The organism is Pseudomonas sp. D1-1 (assembly GCF_051132225.1).
Classification (GTDB): domain Bacteria; phylum Pseudomonadota; class Gammaproteobacteria; order Pseudomonadales; family Pseudomonadaceae; genus Aquipseudomonas.
In genome coordinates, this window is the sequence record NZ_CP071676.1 from 4,960,033 (window position 1) to 4,976,670 (window position 16,638).

Annotated in this window: 17 protein-coding genes; 7 read left to right on the top strand and 10 right to left on the bottom strand. The window is 62.4% G+C overall.

Going from position 1 to position 16,638, the window contains the following annotated elements; translation table 11 throughout:
- Positions 1-2 precede the first annotated feature (2 nt).
- Positions 3-1,727, bottom strand: a complete 1,725-nt coding sequence (locus J3P86_RS22355; RefSeq protein ID WP_305498794.1) for an acetolactate synthase 3 large subunit — start codon at positions 1,725-1,727, stop codon at positions 3-5.
- Between the two features lie 400 nt (positions 1,728-2,127).
- On the opposite strand from J3P86_RS22355, the gene J3P86_RS22360 reads away from it, so the two are divergent.
- Entirely contained in the window at positions 2,128-2,550 is a 423-nt protein-coding gene (locus tag J3P86_RS22360; protein WP_434628278.1) for a DUF4124 domain-containing protein, read from the top strand.
- A gap of 6 nt (positions 2,551-2,556) precedes the next feature.
- On the opposite strand, the gene J3P86_RS22365 is transcribed toward J3P86_RS22360, so the two are convergent.
- Genes J3P86_RS22365 through mrcB form a run of 3 tightly spaced genes read right to left on the bottom strand, consistent with a single transcriptional unit; the run spans position 2,557 to position 5,943 of the window.
- Positions 2,557-2,886 carry a YqcC family protein gene (locus tag J3P86_RS22365; RefSeq protein WP_434628275.1) on the bottom strand — a complete coding sequence of 110 codons (330 nt, stop codon included), beginning with the start codon at positions 2,884-2,886 and terminating at the stop codon, positions 2,557-2,559.
- Positions 2,886-3,608, bottom strand: coding sequence for a tetratricopeptide repeat protein (locus J3P86_RS22370; RefSeq protein WP_434571804.1), 723 nt, complete (start codon positions 3,606-3,608; stop codon positions 2,886-2,888). The genes J3P86_RS22365 and J3P86_RS22370 overlap by 1 nt, the downstream gene beginning before the upstream one ends.
- Before the next feature lie 16 nt (positions 3,609-3,624).
- A complete protein-coding gene (mrcB, locus tag J3P86_RS22375; RefSeq protein WP_434698889.1) occupies positions 3,625-5,943 on the bottom strand; it encodes a penicillin-binding protein 1B in 2,319 nt (772 codons plus the stop codon).
- 116 nt (positions 5,944-6,059) lie between these two features.
- Here mrcB and J3P86_RS22380 point away from each other — a divergent pair, with 116 nt between their 5' ends.
- From J3P86_RS22380 to J3P86_RS22390, 3 genes are all read left to right on the top strand, one after another.
- The gene (locus J3P86_RS22380; RefSeq protein WP_434628272.1) at positions 6,060-7,616 is read left to right on the top strand and encodes an AAA family ATPase; all 1,557 of its coding nucleotides are present in this window, start codon (positions 6,060-6,062) and stop codon (positions 7,614-7,616) included.
- A gap of 90 nt (positions 7,617-7,706) precedes the next feature.
- Positions 7,707-8,048: a pentapeptide repeat-containing protein gene (locus J3P86_RS22385; RefSeq protein ID WP_434628270.1), complete on the top strand. Its 342-nt coding sequence runs from the start codon at positions 7,707-7,709 to the stop codon at positions 8,046-8,048.
- A gap of 212 nt (positions 8,049-8,260) precedes the next feature.
- Positions 8,261-8,533: a TfoX/Sxy family protein gene (locus tag J3P86_RS22390; protein WP_039593847.1), complete on the top strand. Its 273-nt coding sequence runs from the start codon at positions 8,261-8,263 to the stop codon at positions 8,531-8,533.
- 220 nt (positions 8,534-8,753) lie between these two features.
- Here J3P86_RS22390 and J3P86_RS22395 read toward each other — a convergent pair whose 3' ends face one another.
- From J3P86_RS22395 to J3P86_RS22410, 4 genes are read right to left on the bottom strand one after another with little or no spacing between them, the layout of a single operon-like run.
- Positions 8,754-9,602 carry a ChaN family lipoprotein gene (locus J3P86_RS22395; RefSeq protein WP_434628267.1) on the bottom strand — a complete coding sequence of 283 codons (849 nt, stop codon included), beginning with the start codon at positions 9,600-9,602 and terminating at the stop codon, positions 8,754-8,756.
- 21 nt (positions 9,603-9,623) lie between these two features.
- Positions 9,624-10,391, bottom strand: coding sequence for a heme ABC transporter ATP-binding protein (locus tag J3P86_RS22400; RefSeq protein ID WP_434628264.1), 768 nt, complete (start codon positions 10,389-10,391; stop codon positions 9,624-9,626).
- The gene (locus tag J3P86_RS22405) at positions 10,391-11,374 is read right to left on the bottom strand and encodes a FecCD family ABC transporter permease (RefSeq protein ID WP_434631159.1); all 984 of its coding nucleotides are present in this window, start codon (positions 11,372-11,374) and stop codon (positions 10,391-10,393) included. Before J3P86_RS22405 ends, J3P86_RS22400 begins: the two co-directional genes overlap by 1 nt.
- A 50-nt stretch (positions 11,375-11,424) precedes the next feature.
- Positions 11,425-12,294, bottom strand: coding sequence for a heme/hemin ABC transporter substrate-binding protein (locus J3P86_RS22410; protein ID WP_434628261.1), 870 nt, complete (start codon positions 12,292-12,294; stop codon positions 11,425-11,427).
- Between the two features lie 247 nt (positions 12,295-12,541).
- Between J3P86_RS22410 and J3P86_RS22415 the strand changes: the two genes are divergently transcribed.
- Complete coding sequence (locus tag J3P86_RS22415) at positions 12,542-12,859, top strand: Rieske (2Fe-2S) protein (protein WP_434628259.1); 318 nt, start codon at positions 12,542-12,544, stop codon at positions 12,857-12,859.
- Here J3P86_RS22415 and sfsA read toward each other — a convergent pair.
- Complete coding sequence (gene sfsA, locus J3P86_RS22420; RefSeq protein WP_434698891.1) at positions 12,815-13,573, bottom strand: DNA/RNA nuclease SfsA; 759 nt, start codon at positions 13,571-13,573, stop codon at positions 12,815-12,817. The two genes, J3P86_RS22415 and sfsA, sit on opposite strands and share 45 nt — an antisense overlap.
- Complete coding sequence (locus J3P86_RS22425) at positions 13,573-14,745, bottom strand: pyridoxal phosphate-dependent aminotransferase (RefSeq protein WP_434628253.1); 1,173 nt, start codon at positions 14,743-14,745, stop codon at positions 13,573-13,575. The genes sfsA and J3P86_RS22425 overlap by 1 nt, the downstream gene beginning before the upstream one ends.
- 337 nt (positions 14,746-15,082) lie before the next feature.
- On the opposite strand from J3P86_RS22425, the gene dksA reads away from it, so the two are divergent.
- Both dksA and gluQRS read left to right on the top strand, forming a co-directional pair.
- Positions 15,083-15,526, top strand: coding sequence for an RNA polymerase-binding protein DksA (gene dksA, locus J3P86_RS22430; RefSeq protein ID WP_434628250.1), 444 nt, complete (start codon positions 15,083-15,085; stop codon positions 15,524-15,526).
- 227 nt (positions 15,527-15,753) lie between these two features.
- Positions 15,754-16,635, top strand: coding sequence for a tRNA glutamyl-Q(34) synthetase GluQRS (gluQRS, locus tag J3P86_RS22435; RefSeq protein ID WP_434698892.1), 882 nt, complete (start codon positions 15,754-15,756; stop codon positions 16,633-16,635).
- The last annotated feature ends 3 nt before the right edge of the window (positions 16,636-16,638 follow it).

A 16,638-nucleotide genomic window follows, 5' to 3' on the forward strand; every position in this document is an offset into this window, starting at 1 on the left:
GATTAGGTACGCTCCGTCTTGCTCAGCCACATATCGCGCATGGAGCCGTCTTTGATCTGCATCGGGTAGACGTGCTCGCTGGTATCGACCTGGATATCGAGGAACACCAGGCGGTCCTTCATGGCGAAGGCTTCTTCAAGCCCGGACTTCAAGTCCTTCAGGTCGGTGATGCGGATGCCCACGTGACCGTAGGCCTCGACCAGCTTGACGAAGTCCGGCAGCGACTCCATGTAGGAATGCGAATGACGGCTGCCGTAGCTCATGTCCTGCCACTGGCGAACCATGCCCAGTACACCGTTGTTCAGGTTGACGATCTTCACCGGCAAACCGTACTGCAGGCAGGTCGACAGCTCCTGGATGTTCATCTGGATACTGCCTTCGCCGGTGACGCAGGCGACGTCGTTGTCCGGGAAGCTCAACTTGACGCCCATGGCCGCCGGGAAGCCGAAGCCCATGGTGCCCAGGCCACCGGAGTTGATCCAGCGGTTAGGCTTGTTGAACCGGTAGTATTGCGCCGCGAACATCTGGTGCTGGCCAACGTCGGAAGTCACGAAGGCATCGCCCTTGGTCACTTCGCACAGGGTCTCGATGACGGTCTGCGGCTTGATCACGCTGCCGTCGCCCTTGTCGTACGGGAACAGGCCACGATCACCGCGCCATTCATCGACCTGTTTCCACCAGGCGGCCACGGACTCCTTGTTCGGAGCCTCGCCGATTTCCTTGAGGATGGCGACCATCTCGGTCAGCACGCTCTCGACCGGACCGACAATCGGCACGTCTGCCTTGATGGTCTTGGAGATGGACGCCGGGTCGATGTCGATGTGGATGATCTTGGCGTTCGGGCAGAATTTCGCCGGGCCGTTGATGACCCGGTCGTCGAAACGCGCGCCCACGGCCAGGATGACATCGGCATGGTGCATCGCCAGGTTGGCGGTGTAGCTGCCGTGCATGCCGAGCATGCCGATAAACTGGCGGTCGGTGCCCGGGTAGGCGCCAAGCCCCATCAAGGTATTGGTAACCGGCAGGTTGAGCATCTTGGCCAATTCGGTCAGCGGCGCGGAGCCACCACCGAGGATGACCCCACCACCCGAGTACAGGACCGGGCGCTTGGCCGCGAGCAGCATTTCGGCGGCCTTGCGGATTTGTCCCGAGTGACCGCGTACGGCCGGGCTGTAAGAGCGCAGCTTGGCTTTTTTCGGATAGATGTACTCGAATTTCTCGGCCGGGTTGGTCATGTCTTTCGGCACGTCGACCACGACCGGGCCTGGACGACCGGACTCAGCCAGGTAAAAGGCTTTTTTCATGACCTCCGGGATTTCCGAGGCGTGCTTGATCATAAAGCTGTGCTTCACGATCGGCCGGGAGATACCGATCATGTCGGTTTCCTGGAACGCATCGGTACCGACCATGGTGCTGGGCACCTGGCCAGAGATGATCACCATCGGGATCGAGTCCATGTAGGCCGTGGCGATACCGGTGATGGCGTTCGTGGCGCCAGGGCCGGATGTCACCAGAACCACGCCGGCCTTGCCGGTGGCGCGGGCATAGCCGTCCGCCATGTGGGTGGCCGCTTGTTCGTGGCGAACCAGGATGTGGGTCACTTCCGGTTCTTTGAACAGGGCATCATAGACATGAAGGAGAGCACCGCCGGGGTACCCGTAGATATATTTGACGCCTTCGTCACGCAAGAAGCGGACGAGCATCTCACCGCCAGATAAAAGCTCCACGTTGTTCACCTCTAAAACGCCAGAATACCGACCCACGAAAAGGGGACGGGTCTTAATAGGTTTACTTCTCGGCAGAGCATGAGCGACGGTGGTCGCCGACTACGTCAGCACTGACTGAGCAAGTATTGGGATCGTCCCAAGTGTTGCGGGCCTTTCCCACCCAGCGCGAGGTAACGCGTTGCGGGTGTAACAGGTCGGCGCGGATGTGCGCCTCATGATCTGCCGAGTGGGTCTGCTTCTGGCAGTCCCTCTACAGCGGACTTTGGATTCTTCTGTTTCGCCCTCTGCAAGTCAAGTCGTCAATGTGCTTTATTGAAGTAAGCACATGAGAACGCAAGAAAAAACCTTTAAACGGCTACTCTGTTAGCTTCAATTGCGCAACCCAGGACAAGGAAACAGCATGCGAACGATGTTATTGACGGCCTGCCTGCTGGCGGGCCTGAGCCCGATGAGCATGGCCGGCCAGATTTACAAATGGGTGGACGCCCAGGGCGTGACCCACTTCGGCGCCCAGCCGCCGCAAGGCGTAGAGGCGACAACCGTGGGCAGATCCGCACCGCCCGCTCCCAAGCAGGCAGCACCTGTTACCGGCGATGTCGTCGGCGATCAAAAAGCCATCGATCAACAAGTAAAGCAGCAGGTTGCCGAGCAGGAAGCCCAACTCAAGGCGTTCTGCGAGCAGGCCAGGACCAACCTGGCGCAACTGCAGAACAATCCCAGGGTCAGGGAAGACGTGGAAGGCGAAATGCGCCGGCTCACGGATGAAGAGCGGCGCCAGCGCATCGATGAGACCCGCAAGCAGATCGAAGAACACTGCCAGTGAGGGAAGTCAGCGGGCGTCGCTGATCAACTGGTCGAACTGCGCCAGCAACCGCTGCAACTCGGCGCCCTGCCCTGGCCGCTGGGCATAGACCATTTCGGCCATGGCCAGAATGCCCGAAGCGTTAGGCAGTGGCAGGTCGTTTTCCAGGATCGCCTTCATTCGCGGCAGGAAGATCCATTGCAGCCACTGTTCGAAATCCAGGGTATCGACCGCGAACGGCTCGACACTCGCCAGCGCCTCGACCGAAGGCGAAACGCTGCTCCACCAACCCTGGACGCGCAGTTCGCGCTCGATCAGCAGCAACTGATCGGCGATCTGGGGAAAACGAACATCCATCAGAGTGAAACCTTGGCTTTCTGACGGGCCAGTGCGGCGCCAGCGGAGTCGCCTTGTTTCTCGCGGGCCTGGGCAATCAGTTCCCACAGGCTTGCCTGGAGTGCCGGCCGGCCGCTGGAGAATGTCAGGCCGCGGCGCGCCAGTTGCTCGGCTTGCGGCGCATCGCCCTGGGCCATGCGTACCTGGGCCAGTCGATAAAGAACCTGAGGCTCGCGCGGCGCGACACGCTGGGCGCGCTCGAGGCTGGAAGACGCGCCGTTGAGGTCACCACCGGCCTGCTGCTGTTGGGCCGTAGTCAGCAGCGCCAACACCGGACCATCCAGTTGCTCATCGGCGGACAAGCCACCGGAGCTCGCCGACGGGATGCTGCTCGGCGTCGATGGCATGCTGTAGCTGCCCTGGTCGATCGGCGAGGTCTCGATAGGACCCGGCGTGATCGGCCCCGGTGTGATCGGCGTGCTGCTGATGGGTGCCGACGTGGCAGCGCCACCACCGGGCACCATCACCACGACGCCCGTATCACCCTGGGGAATCGCCTGGGTCTGAGCACCCTGCACCGGCCGCTTTACGGTCGTCTGACGGAAACCGCCATTGGCCGAGACCCGCTCGCTGTTGGAAACGGCGGTACCGGAGTCGACAACCGGAATCGAGCCGCGCTGTACGGTAGAGCAGCCGCTGAGCAAAGCCACGGCGGTTACCGCTGGAATCAACCACTTGTTCACTTGAAACCCTCTTTGCTTAATTCACCCAGTCCTTGACCCAATCCATCACCGATTCGGCTGGGTTCTGGCCGCCACACTCCGCACCTGGCGGCGGTTCGCTGCCGCGAATATACGGCATCTGAACCGCGCCCGGGCAATTCGCGTCGGAGCCCTGCCCGGTGCGTGAATCGACCCAGGCCTGGACGATGTTGTCCGGTTGCGGCATGTCCAGCGGCAACGGGTCGGCCTTGCGCATGAAACTGGTCCAGACCTGCAATGCGCCGGTGGCGCCGGTGAACGGCGTCTTGCCGTTGTCGTCACGCCCCAGCCAGACCACCGCCAGCAAGTCCTGGCTGAACCCGGCGAACCAACTGTCGCGCGAATCGTTACTGGTGCCGGTCTTGCCCGCCAGGGTCAGCGTCCGCGGAAGCACGTTATAGACCGAGCTGCCGGTACCTTCACGCATGACCCGCTGCATGGCGCTCTGGATCAGATAAATGGAAGCCGGATCGAAACGCTGCTGGATCTGGAACGGATAACGCTTGAGCGGCTCGCCGTCGGCGGTCAGCACACTGCGGATGCCACGCATCGGCGTATTGAAACCACCGTTGGCCAGGGTCTGGTACATCGCGGCCACTTCGATCGGGGTCAGGCCACCGGCGCCCAACAGCATCGACGGGAAAGCCGGGAACTCGCGGTTCACCCCCAGGCGCGCCAAGGTCTTGAGCACATTCGGCACGCCGACTTCCAGCCCGAGGCGAGCCGTTGAGAGGTTGTAGGAATGCGCCAGGCCCTGATAAAGGAATACCGTGCCGTGGGGACGACGATCATAGTTTTGCGGCGTCCAGACCTGGCCGTCCGCGCCCTTGACCGAGAATGACTCGTCGGAGAGCCAACTGGTCAGCGTGTACTGGCTCGGTTTTTCCAGAGCGGTGAGGTACACCGCCGGCTTGATCAGCGAGCCGATCGGGCGCACCGCATCCAGCGCCCGGTTGAAACCGGCATAGCTGGCCTGACGGCTGCCGATCATCGCCTGGACTTCGCCGGTTTCCGGGTTGGTCACGACCATGGCCGCTTCGACTTCGTCAGAGCCCTTGCGCCCCGCCAGGCGCTTGAAGGTGTCATTGACCGAGGCCTCGGCTTTCATCTGCAGGATCGGATCGAAGCTGGTGAAGATGCGCAAGCCCTCTTCGGTCAAGTCTTCGTCGCGATAGTCTTCGCGCAGCTGACGCTTGACCAGGTCCATGAAGCCCGGGAACGAACTGTCCGCCAGGCTGCCGCGCTTGGTCACGCCCAGCGGCATCTTTTTCGCCGCTTCCACCTGCTCGGCCGTGGCCACGCCTTGTTGCTGCAACAAGTCCAAGACCAGGTTGCGCCGCTCGAGGGCGCGCTCCGGATTGCGACGCGGGTTGTAGGAAGACGGCCCCTTGACCATGCCGACCAGCAACGCCACCTGGTGCAACTTGAGCTCGGACAGCGGCTGGCTGAAGAAGAACTGGCTGGCCAGGCCGAAACCGTGCACCGCTCGCTGGCCGTCCTGGCCGACAAAGACCTCGTTGAGGTAGGCCTCGAGAATTTCCTGCTTGCTGTAATGCAACTCCAGCAACAACGCCATCATCGCTTCGGTGAGCTTGCGGGTCAGGCTGCGTTCGTTGGTCAGGTAGAAGTTCTTGACCAACTGCTGGGTCAGGGTACTGCCGCCCTGGCGCATGTGTCCCGACGAGGTATTGACCCAGACAGCCCGGGCAATCGACTTGGGCGAGACGCCGAAGTGATGGTAGAAATCACGGTCTTCGACGGCGATCAGGGTTTCAAGCAGGAACGGCGGCACCTGGTCGATCTTGATCAGGATCCGGTCTTCGAGATTTTTCGGGTACAACCCACCAATCAGCAGCGGCTCGAGGCGCACCACCGACAGGCTCGCATTGTTGGCGCCCGTCAGCGCGGCCACATAGTCACCGGAGAAACGCACCCGCACCGGCTGCGCCTGCTCCATGCCTTCATAGAACTGGAAGCCGCGAGTATTGATGTCGATGGTGTTGCCATTGACCGAAGCTGCACCCGGGCCATTGGCCACGCTTTCGCGGCGATAACCCAAGGCATCGAGCTCGGTCAGGAAATCCTCCTTGCTGAGCTTTTGTCCGACGAACAGCTCCAGCGGCCGCGCGTAGACCTTGGCCGGAATGGTCCAGCGCTTGCCGGAGAATTTCTCCTGGACCACGGCATCGAGGTAGACGGCAAAACCGGCGAGCACGACAAGGCCCACCAGGCTCAGTTTAAGGGCCCAGCCCAGCCAGGGCCGCAGGCGGCTGGCGGGAGGTTTCTTGGGGGTACGGGGGGATCGGGTACGAGTCATGGCGGCGGATTATACGCACTTTGGCGTGGTTCAACATGCGTCCGCCAAGGTTTGCGTTAGCCTCGCTTGCCGCCATAATGAGCGCCTTGAATTTTCCCGCCTCTGAAGGATCGCCCGTGAGCCAATCACTGATCGCTGCCCTGCAAAACCCGGCCCTTTACCCGCATCCCGTCGAAGGGTTCCAGGTCATCGAAACCCATATTTCCTGGGTATTGCTCACCGGGCCCTACGCCTACAAATTCAAGAAACCGGTCAATTTCGGTTTCCTCGACTTCACCAGCCTCGACGCGCGCAAGCATTTTTGCGCTGAAGAACTGCGCCTGAACCAGCGCCTGACCCAGGACCTCTACCTGGAAGTCCTGCCGATTACCGGCAGCACCGAAGCGCCAAGCCTCGGCGGTGATGGTCCGGCCATCGAATATGCCCTGAAGATGCGCCAATTTCCCCAGAGCCAACTGCTCAGCACGCTCCAGGCCAACGGCGAACTGACCACCGCGCACATTGATGAAATGGCCGCGCAGATCGCCCAGTTCCATCTTTCGACGCCCAAGGTGCCCGCCGACAACGCGGCAGGCACGCCGGACAGCGTCATGGCGCCGGTGCGGCAGAATTTCGAACAGATCCGTCCGTTCCTCAGCGACAAGGCTGACCTGCTGCAACTCGAAGCCCTGCAAGCCTGGGCCGAAAGCAGCTTCGAACGCCTCAAGCCGCTGCTGGCCCAGCGCAAGACCGAAGGCTTCACCCGCGAATGCCACGGCGACATCCACCTGGGCAATGCCACCGTGATCGATGGCCAGGTAGTGATTTTCGACTGCATCGAGTTTAACGAGCCGTTCCGTTTCACCGACGTCTACGCCGACACCGCGTTCCTGGCGATGGACCTTGAAGACCGCGGCCTCAAGTCACTGGCGCGGCGGTTCGTCAGCCAGTACCTGGAGCTGACGGGCGATTACCAGGGCCTGGAGCTGTTGAATTTCTACAAGGCCTACCGCGCCCTGGTCCGCGCCAAGGTCGCGCTGTTCAGCATGCCCGCCGAAGCCGATCCGGTGCAGCGTGCCACGACTCTGCGCCAGTACCGCAACTATGCCAACCTGGCCGAAAGCTACAGCACCATCCCGTCGCGCTTCCTGGCGATTACCCACGGTGTTTCCGCCGTAGGCAAAAGTCACGTCGCGATGCGCCTGGTAGAGGCCCTGGGCGCGATTCGCCTGCGCTCGGACGTGGAGCGCAAGCGCCTGTTCGGCGAACAGCAAGTATCGAACGACCCCCAGGCCGGCATTTATAGCAGCGACGCCAGCAGCACCACCTACGCCCGCCTGCATGAAATTGCCGACGCGATCCTGCATGCAGGTTTCCCGGTGGTAATCGACGCCACCTACCTCAAGCGTGAGCAGCGTGACGCCGCCGCCGGGATCGCCGAAGGCACGGGGGCGCCGTTCCTGATCCTCGACTGCGACGCGCCGCAGGCGGTGATCGAAAGCCGGCTCGCCCAGCGCCAGGCGGACCAGAAGGACCCGTCCGACGCGAACCTGGCCGTCATCGCCGCCCAACAGGCCGGCCGCGAAGCGTTGACCCCGGCGGAAATCCTTTGCAGCAAACGGGTTCAGACCAACGAAAGCGGCACGCTGGATGTTGTGGTCGCGCAGATCCGTCAGCGCCTGCCGGGACTGTAGGAATTATTTCGGCCGTGAAGCGACGCCCGGCTTCACGGCCGTCAAATAGTGGCACTATACTGGCGTCATAAAACCAGCAGGTGATATGAAATGAGCCACCCCAAGCTTCTCGACACCCCGCTTTATGCCTTGTTGCGCAACGACGATATTGCCGGCTTCAACAACGAACGGCCTCAAGGGCCGATCGACATGCGCGGCGGCGATTTCCGTGGTCTTGACCTGCGGGAACTGAACGCGGACAACGTCGATTTCACCGATGCCTATTTCCGTTCCGCCGATTTGCGCGGCGTCGATTTTCGTAACTCGTCGCTGGAAGGCGCGAGCCTCGCCCACGCGCAGATTTCCGGTGCCTACTTTCCGCCCGAGCTGTCGGCCGATGAGATCCTGATGTCAATGAATTTCGGCACACGCCTGCGCTACCGCACCCGCTAAGCCTGAAGCAACCGAGGCCCGGCATCGAACAGACCTCCAGCGCCCCCGCCTGCGCTGGACGACGTGCCGTTTTTGTCGTTTTCCACCTATCGTGCGTAATGCATTAGAAGGTTTTGCGTCGATTCCGACCAAACAATCACGCTTTTCCTACTGACCGCTACACTCCTGAGAAGCTTGCCCACTGCACCAGTCGGCCGTCGCAAGGAGGCTCGATGAATGATGAACTGCAACACCTGAAAAATCTGGGCAAGACGTCAGCCCAGTGGCTGCATGCCGTGGGCATCCACAGCGCCTCGGATCTTCGCCGCCTCGGCGCGGTGGACGCCTACCGCGCCGTTCGCACCCGCGGGTTCCGGGCATCAAAGGTATTGCTGTATGCCATCGAAGGCGCATTGATGGACATGCATTGGAACGATATTCCCGCTGAACGCAAGGAAGCCCTCAATAAACAGCTGGATGCCATTTCGGCTCGCCACAAAGCCTGACGCACGGTTTTCGCCGCCCCCCATCGCGCCGCCCCATTATTTTTGGCGAATCGAAAAACTTTGTTTGACTTGGAAATGAGAATCGCTATGATTACCACATCCGGTCGCGAGACTGGTCGATATTTGAAAAGCCCTTGGTTCGGACTCTCAGATATCTCCTCATCAGGCTAATCACGGTTATTTGACCCGGCTTTTGCCGGGTCTTTTTTTGCCCGGAATATCACTTGCCTTGTTGTTCACGCATCCGCGCGCAGTAATCCTGAGGCGGGGTGGCCGGGGTGTACCACACATAATCAGCCATGGCCGACGTAACGTTGCTCCCCTCCTCGGCCAGCATCAGCACAACCGGCGCTTCGTTGGCGCCCAAGTCCCGCACATGCAGCGGCACGCCGACGTCTTTTCGCCCATGCCAGGCACCGGCAAACAACAATGCAGGCGTCGGCGCCTTGAGCAACTGCTCCGCCATCCGCCGGTCTCGCTGCTGCTGGACCGCCAGCATCGCCGGCATCTGCGACTCCGGCAGCAGGCCGCAGTGGGACTCGCGGATCTGTCCCAGCAGCTTTTCCTTCACCACGGACGAATTGGAGCGCTCACCCTCCACCAAGGGCATTTGACGATAAACGCGCTGGATCTCCGTACGGTCAAGATTGGCCGCCAGCACCGGGTAAGGCTGAGGCAAGGCGAACTCCACCACGGGTCCGTACAGGTTCCAATCCCAACCCGGCGACCAGTCCAGCGCGCCGGGCAAATCCTTGGGCAAGGCTGGCAACCGGCGAACCGCGTCGACCTTCGGCTGCTGCTGTGGCGTCAGCATCTCCAAGAGCAAGCTGCCTTGGGCTCGCTGTCCGGCCAAGGCCTGGAGCAACCAGCGTTGCAACACATGATGGTCGCGGTTGTCGTGCTGCTCTCCGACCACGACACGCGAGGCCTTCGCCAAGCGCTCGACCAACGTAGGCGACGAGAGGGCCTGGCCATTTTGCAGGTCAAGGATCCGTCCGTTGACCGGAGGCGGCGCGATACTTTGGCAAGCCGTCAACACGCTCAAAGCCAGGATCAGGAACAGGCGCACATCTGCATCCTCCAGATTGCCTCAGCGGGCGATGATCAACGGATGCCCGCGTTCCGGATGGGACTGCACCAGCACTTCCAGGCCGAATACCGCCTTGAGCGGCTCCGGGCGCAGCACTTGCCGGGGCGTGTCCAGGGCCACCGGCCGGCCGGACGCGAGTAGCAACAGGCGGTCACAGTAACGCGCCGCCAGGTTCAGGTCATGCAGGATCACCAGCACGGCGGCGCCGCGACCGGCGAATTCACGCACCGCTTGCAGGATGGTGTGCTGGTGCAACGGATCGAGCATCGAAGTCGGCTCGTCCAACAACAGCGTCTGCCCCACCTCGCCCGGCCACAGTTGCGCCAGCACCCGCGCCAAGTGCACCCGCTGGCGTTCGCCACCGGACAGGGTCAGGTAGTTGCGGCCATACAGATGCGTGGCATCCGCGGCCTGTAATGCCGATTCAACGATCTGCGCGTCCCGCACCTGGCCGCTCCGGTGGGGCAGGCGCCCCATGCCCACCACCTCTTCCACGCGGAATGCAAAATCCAGGGTCGATGATTGTGGCAACACCGCCAGACGACGGGCGCGCTCGGCGCCGCCCCACTGGGCGAGGGGCCTGTCGTCGAGCCAGACCTGGCCCCGGGCCGGACGCAACTCGCCACACAAGCCTGCCAGCAGCGTACTTTTCCCCGCACCGTTGGGCCCGAGCACACCGAGCACTTCGCCGGGATTGAGCTGAAAGTCGATGTCCGCCAGTACGGTTTTGCGTCCCCGGAGAATATGCAGGTCATGTGCTCGCAGCATCAGGCACGCCCCCGCAGCAACAGATACAGGAAGAACGGTGCGCCGATGAATGCCGTGACAATGCCGATGGGCAATTCCGCCGGGGCCAGCGCGAGGCGCGCCACCAGATCGGCGAACAGCAGCAAGCTCGCCCCGGCCAGGATTGAAGCCGGTAGCAGGACGCGATGGTCGGGGCCCGCCATCAGCCTTACCAGATGCGGCACCACCAGCCCGACAAAACCGATCATGCCCGCAGCCGCCACCGCGGCCCCAACGCCCAGCGCCGTGCAGAACACCAGCTCACGCTTGAGCCGTTCGACGTCAATGCCCAGGTGCGCGGCCTCGGACTCGCCGAGCAACAAGGCGTTGAGCGCACGGGCCCGACGCGGCAACCAGATCGCCACGCCGATGCTGACCAGCAGCAGGGGCCACAAGCGCGCGTAGGTGGCGCCGTTCAGGCTGCCCAGGTTCCAGAACGTCAGGGTGCGCAGGGTCGCGTCATCCGCCAGGTAAGTGAACAAGCCGACCGCCGAGCCGGACAGCGCGGTCAGGGCGATCCCGGCCAGAAGCATGGTCGCGACGTGAGTCTGACCGTTGCGCCGGCCGAGGCGATAGACCAGCGCCGTAACCCCGAGCCCGCCGAGGAACGCACACAGTGACAATAGATAAGGTCCCAGCGCTCCGGGCAGCCCGCCCAGCATCGAACCGCCGACGATGGCAAACGCTGCCCCCAGCGCCGCACCACTGGAAACCCCGACCAGCCCCGGGTCCGCCAGCGGGTTGCGAAACAGCCCCTGCATCGCCACGCCGGATAACGCCAATACCCCGCCCACCGCCAGCCCCAGCAAGGTGCGCGGCAGGCGGATCTGGCCAAGGATCAGTTCGGCCTGCTCCAGGCCATCGGCAGCCACCGGCAAGCCCGACAGGCGCATGGCGGCGCGCAGGGTATCGAACAGCGGCAAGCTCACCGGCCCCAAGGCCAGGGACAACCAGATCGCCAGCAGGCATAGCAGGCCCAACCCAATGAATAAAGTGCGTGGCTTGACCAGCGCAGTCATGGGGTCTTGACCGGATAAAAACCGTCGGTGAGCTTCACCAGGTTTTGCGGCAGGCGCGGACCCAATCCGCCCACCAGCAGCGTCGGGTCCAGTTCCATGACACGCCCACTCTTGGCGGCCCGGGTCGAGGACAAGATCGGATTTTCCTTGAACAGCGCGGCGCGCGCTTCTTCGCCGGTCAAGGCTCGATCGGCAAAGACCAGCACTTCAGGATTCAAGCTGGCAAGGGTTTCCACGGAAAACGGTTTGTAGCCGCTGTGGGTCGCCAGGTTGTGACCACCGGCTTGCTCCAGCAACCAGTCGGCGGCGGTGCCTTTACCGGCGATCAGCGATTTGCCGCCAGCATTGCCCACCAGCAGCAATACGCCAGGCGCCTTCTGCTTGAGCCGGGCTGCGTTTACGCGGACCGCGTGCTGGGAAAGCCGTTGTTGATAGTCATCGAACAACTCCGCAGCCTTGGTCTCGGCCCCCAAGAGCTGCCCCAGGTGACGCAGATTGGTCTGAAGCGCCTCCAGGCTCGGTGCCGCCGAGAACAACTCGACCGGCACCCCGGCCGCACGAATTTGCGCGAGCACCGGCGGCGGTCCCATTTCTTCGGTACCCACCAGAATTTGCGGCCGCAAGCTCAGCACGCCCTCCGCCGACAGCTGTCGCTGATAACCGATGCTGGGCAGCGCTCGCAACGACTCGGGATGCTGGCTGGTGGTGTCCACGCCCACCAGCTTCGACTCACCGCCGAGCGCACTGACCCATTCCGACAAGGCACCCCCAGCGCTCACCCAGCGTTGCGGCAGATCGGCCGCCAGCGCTCCCTGGCTGGCCAAAAGGACGACACAGAGCGCAGCAACGCGGAAATTCAAGCGCATCGGACAGCTTCCTCAGAGAAATTTTTCACAGGGCCGAGCCTGGCGACGTATCCTCGGTCACCTGTGAAGGAGGCGCCATTTGATAATTGTTTTCATTTGACCGTCAAGCTTGGATCGTCCAGAAAAACGCGAGAACCTTGTGGGAGCGGGCTTGCTCGCGAAGGCGTTGTGCCAGGCAACATAAATGCAGGATGGACCGACGCTTTCGCGAGCAAGCCCGCTCCCACAGGGTTCATCGAGGACAGAAATGAAATTTCTTTGCAGCGCCGCTGAGTTACCGGACAACAACAGTCGCGGCTTCGACATCAAGGGGCGCAAGGTCCTGGCCGTGCGGCGCGCGGGCCAGGCCTACGTCTACCTCAACCGCTGCCCGCATCGCGGTGTGCCGCTGGAGTGGCAACCCGACCAGTTCCTCGACCCCAGCGCCAGCCTGATCCAGTGCGCGACCCATGGCGCGCTATTCCTGATTGAAAGCGGTGAATGCGTCGCCGGCCCTTGCGCCGGGCAGTTCCTGGCCGCGCTAGACAGCCGGGAGGATGATCAGGGCATCTGGGTCGACCTGTAGCGGTTCAAGCAATACCGGAAGCGGGCGATCCACCCATATCTGCTCCGGCGTCAAGGTGACCCCGTAGGCCAACACTTCCACCCCGGCGGCCACCGCCTCACGCAACGCCGCCGCGTACACCGGGTCGATTTCCTGCGCCGGGCGCACCGCGTCGATGCCACTCAGGTTTACGCAATACAGCTGCACCGCCCGTACGCCGTCGCGGGCCAGACAAGCCAGTTCCCGCAGATGTTTGGCGCCACGCAGCGTCACCGCATCGGGAAATGCCGCCACATTTGTTGCATCGAAACCCAGCGTGACATTTTTGACCTCGACCCAGGCCGAGGTCTGGTCGGCATAGTCGAGTCGAAAATCGATACGGCTGTTCTCCACGCCGTAGGCGACTTCTCGCTTCAGCCCGACAAAACCGTTCAGCTCCTTGATGACACCCGCGCGCAGCGCCTCTTCAACCAGGGGGTTGGCTCGCGCGGTGTTGATGCAGGCCAACCGGCCCTGAGGGGTTTCGCCTATTTCCCAGGTCCCTGGCAGCTTGCGCTTGGGGTCGCTGGAGCGGCTGAACCAGACACGCGCGCCCTCGGCCATGCAATTGAGCATCGAGCCGGTGTTCGGGCAGTGGATAGTGAGCAGTTCGCCGTCAACGGTCTCGATATCGGCGAGAAAACGCTTGTAACGTCGAATCAGCCGACCTTCTTCCAGTGCAGGAGAAAAACGCATCAGCCTCGCCAGCTCCGCAGCCCACGTTCGATTCGCGTCACCGCTTCCTGTAGCCGAGGCAGGCTTTGGGTGTAGGCAAAACGCACATGATGACCGGCCTGGTGCCGACCGAAATCCAGCCCCGGCGTGAACGCCACGTGTTCGGTTTCCAGGAAATGCTGGCAGAACGCAAAGGCATCGCCGCCAAACGCGTTGATATCGGCGTAAAGATAGAACGCACCTTCGGGCTCCACCGCGATGCCGAATCCCAACTCACGCAACGCCGGCAGCAGGAAGTCGCGACGCCGCGCGAACTCGGCACGACGCTGCTCGAAAATCTCGATGGTCGCGGGTTCGAAACAGGCCAGGGCCGCGTACTGGGCCATGCTCGGCGCACTGATGTAAAGATTCTGCGCAAGTTTCTCCAGCTCGCTGACCGCCGCCGAAGGAGCCACCAGCCAACCGAGCCGCCAACCGGTCATGCCGAAATACTTGGAAAAACTGTTTAGGACAAAAGCATCGTCGTCGACTTCCAGCACACTGGCGGCGTCGGTGCCGTAGGTCAGGCCGTGATAGATCTCATCGACGACCAAGTGGCCATTGTGGCCCTTGATTGCCCTGGACAACCCGGCCAACTCGTCCCGAGAGAGAATCGTCCCGGTCGGGTTGGCCGGCGATGCCACCAATGCCCCCACGCTGTCGTGGTCCCAATGGCGATCCACCAGGTCCGGGGTCAGTTGGTAACGCACGTCCGGCCCTACTGGCACCAATTGCGCCGCACCTTCGATCAGACGCAGGAAATGGCGGTTGCAGGGGTAGCCAGGATCGGCCAGCAACCAATGCTTGCCCGGGTCGACGAGCAGGGCACTGGTCAGCAACAAGGCACCAGACCCACCCGGCGTGACCAGGATGCGCCGCGGATCGATGTCAACGCCGTGGCGCTGCGCATAAAAGCCGGCGATGGCCTCGCGCAACTCGGGAATGCCGCGGGCTGCGGTGTAACGGGTCTTGCCGGCCGCCAGGGCGGCCTGGCCGGCCTGGATGATCGGCTCGGCGGTGGTGAAGTCCGGCTCGCCGATCTCCAGATGGATGACGTCGTGCCCGGCAGCCTGCAATTCGTTGGCGCGTGCCAGCAGCGCCATGACATGGAACGGTTCGATGGCACGGCTGCGTGCGCTGTAGGGCTGGGCCATTGGGGCCATCCTTCACGAAAAAAGAACCGATTCTACCCAACTCGGGCAGCGGTGCGGGAACGAGCGCGAATACCCGATGGTCCTACCGTAGATCGCTGGAAATGGTTCCGGCGATTGGCCCAGGCTTGACTAGAATCAAGCATTGAGCAGGATTGCATCCCCACCGAAGCGAACCCGGCCACGTTTTACAGGCCCCGGCCGCCGCAGGCTCGACAACCGGGAGTAGCGCGGCCCGATTTGATCTGGTAAGTTCGCCCGCTTGCAGCCGCAGGGCCGGCAGGTGTCGGTGATGGAGCAATCCTGCGTAGTGGATTACAAGAGTAGAGGCGGTCCATTCATGCCCACCCAAGCAAAGCAGAATCAAAATCAGTCGCTCAGCGGGTTTGAGCCGTACATCCCACAAGCGGGCGAAGAGTACATGGGCGCCCCGATGCGCGCACACTTCACCAAGATCCTGAACAAGTGGAAACAGGACTTGATGCTGGAAGTCGACCGCACCGTGGACCATATGAAGGACGACGCTGCCAACTTCCCCGACCCGGCCGACCGTGCCAGCCAGGAAGAAGAGTTCGCCCTCGAACTGCGCGCCCGTGACCGGGAACGCAAGCTGATCAAGAAAATCGACAAGACGCTGCAACTGATCGAAGACGAAGAATACGGCTGGTGCGAGTCCTGCGGCGTCGAGATCGGCGTCAAGCGACTGGAAGCACGTCCAACCGCAGACATGTGCGTCGACTGCAAGACCCTGGCGGAAATCAAGGAAAAACAGGTCGGCAAGTAATCGCCGGGGCTGTAACCGAAACGGAGCGTTCATACGCTCCGTTTTTTATTTCCAATATTTCTCCAGGCTGATTATCCCTCTGTGGGAGCGAGCCTGCTCGCGAAAGCGGTGGGTCAGCCAGCCCTGACGTGACAGATACACAGTTTTCGCGAGCAGGCTCGCTCCCACAGGGGATATGTTTTGTTGTCGAGATTGCCTACCGCCCTGACCCCAATGATATTCGCCTTATGACTGCCTACATCGGACGCTTCGCCCCCACCCCCAGCGGCCACCTGCACTTCGGCTCGCTGGTCGCCGCCCTGGCATCGTACCTCGACGCCCGGGCCGCGGGCGGGCGCTGGTTGTTGCGCATGGAAGACCTCGACCCACCGCGGGAAGAGCCCGGCGCGCAAGCGGCGATCCTGAATGCGCTGCAAACCTATGGTTTTGAATGGGATGGCGAAATGGTCCGCCAGAGCGACCGCCATGAAGCCTATCAACTGGTCATTGATCGCTTGTTCAGCCAAGGCCTGGCCTACGCCTGCACCTGTTCGCGCAAGCAACTGGAACCGTATCAGGGTATTTACCCAGGGCTATGCCGCAACGCCGGCCACGACACCGAGGACGCCGCCATCCGCCTGCGTGTCCCCGAGCTTGAATATCATTTCACCGACCGGGTCCAGGGCGAATTCCGCCAACACTTGGGCCGTGAGGCCGGTGATTTCGTGATCCGTCGTCGTGACGGGCTCTACGCCTATCAGCTGGCGGTGGTGCTGGACGACGCCTGGCAAGGCGTCACCCATATCGTTCGCGGCGCTGATCTGCTGGACTCCACGCCACGCCAGCTCTACCTGCAGGAACTCCTCGGGCTGCCACAACCGCGTTACCTGCATGTGCCGCTGATCACCCAGCCCGACGGGCACAAGCTCGGCAAATCCTATCGTTCACCGCCGCTGACAGCGGACCAGGCTACGCCGCTGCTGTTGCGGGCATTGCGCGCACTGGGCCAGCAACCGGGCCCGGAACTCTGCGATGCCAGCCCCCGCGAACTGCTGGCCTGGGGCATTCGGCACTGGGATGCGAGCAAGATCCCGCGCGTCCTCACCCTGCCCGAAGCGCAAATACCATGACGG

Bases quoted from the DNA above. Each gene is read 5' to 3' on its own strand.
- mrcB (WP_434698889.1), bottom strand. From the start codon at position 5,943: ATGACTCGTACCCGATCCCCCCGTACCCCCAAGAAACCTCCCGCCAGC.
- J3P86_RS22365 (WP_434628275.1), bottom strand. From the start codon at position 2,886: ATGGATGTTCGTTTTCCCCAGATCGCCGATCAGTTGCTGCTGATCGAG.
- J3P86_RS22410 (WP_434628261.1), bottom strand. From the start codon at position 12,294: ATGCGCTTGAATTTCCGCGTTGCTGCGCTCTGTGTCGTCCTTTTGGCC.
- J3P86_RS22415 (WP_434628259.1), top strand. From the start codon at position 12,542: ATGAAATTTCTTTGCAGCGCCGCTGAGTTACCGGACAACAACAGTCGC.
- J3P86_RS22360 (WP_434628278.1), top strand. From the start codon at position 2,128: ATGCGAACGATGTTATTGACGGCCTGCCTGCTGGCGGGCCTGAGCCCG.
- J3P86_RS22385 (WP_434628270.1), top strand. From the start codon at position 7,707: ATGAGCCACCCCAAGCTTCTCGACACCCCGCTTTATGCCTTGTTGCGC.
- J3P86_RS22400 (WP_434628264.1), bottom strand. From the start codon at position 10,391: ATGCTGCGAGCACATGACCTGCATATTCTCCGGGGACGCAAAACCGTA.
- dksA (WP_434628250.1), top strand. From the start codon at position 15,083: ATGCCCACCCAAGCAAAGCAGAATCAAAATCAGTCGCTCAGCGGGTTT.
- J3P86_RS22425 (WP_434628253.1), bottom strand. From the start codon at position 14,745: ATGGCCCAGCCCTACAGCGCACGCAGCCGTGCCATCGAACCGTTCCAT.
- sfsA (WP_434698891.1), bottom strand. From the start codon at position 13,573: ATGCGTTTTTCTCCTGCACTGGAAGAAGGTCGGCTGATTCGACGTTAC.
- gluQRS (WP_434698892.1), top strand. From the start codon at position 15,754: ATGACTGCCTACATCGGACGCTTCGCCCCCACCCCCAGCGGCCACCTG.
- J3P86_RS22390 (WP_039593847.1), top strand. From the start codon at position 8,261: ATGAATGATGAACTGCAACACCTGAAAAATCTGGGCAAGACGTCAGCC.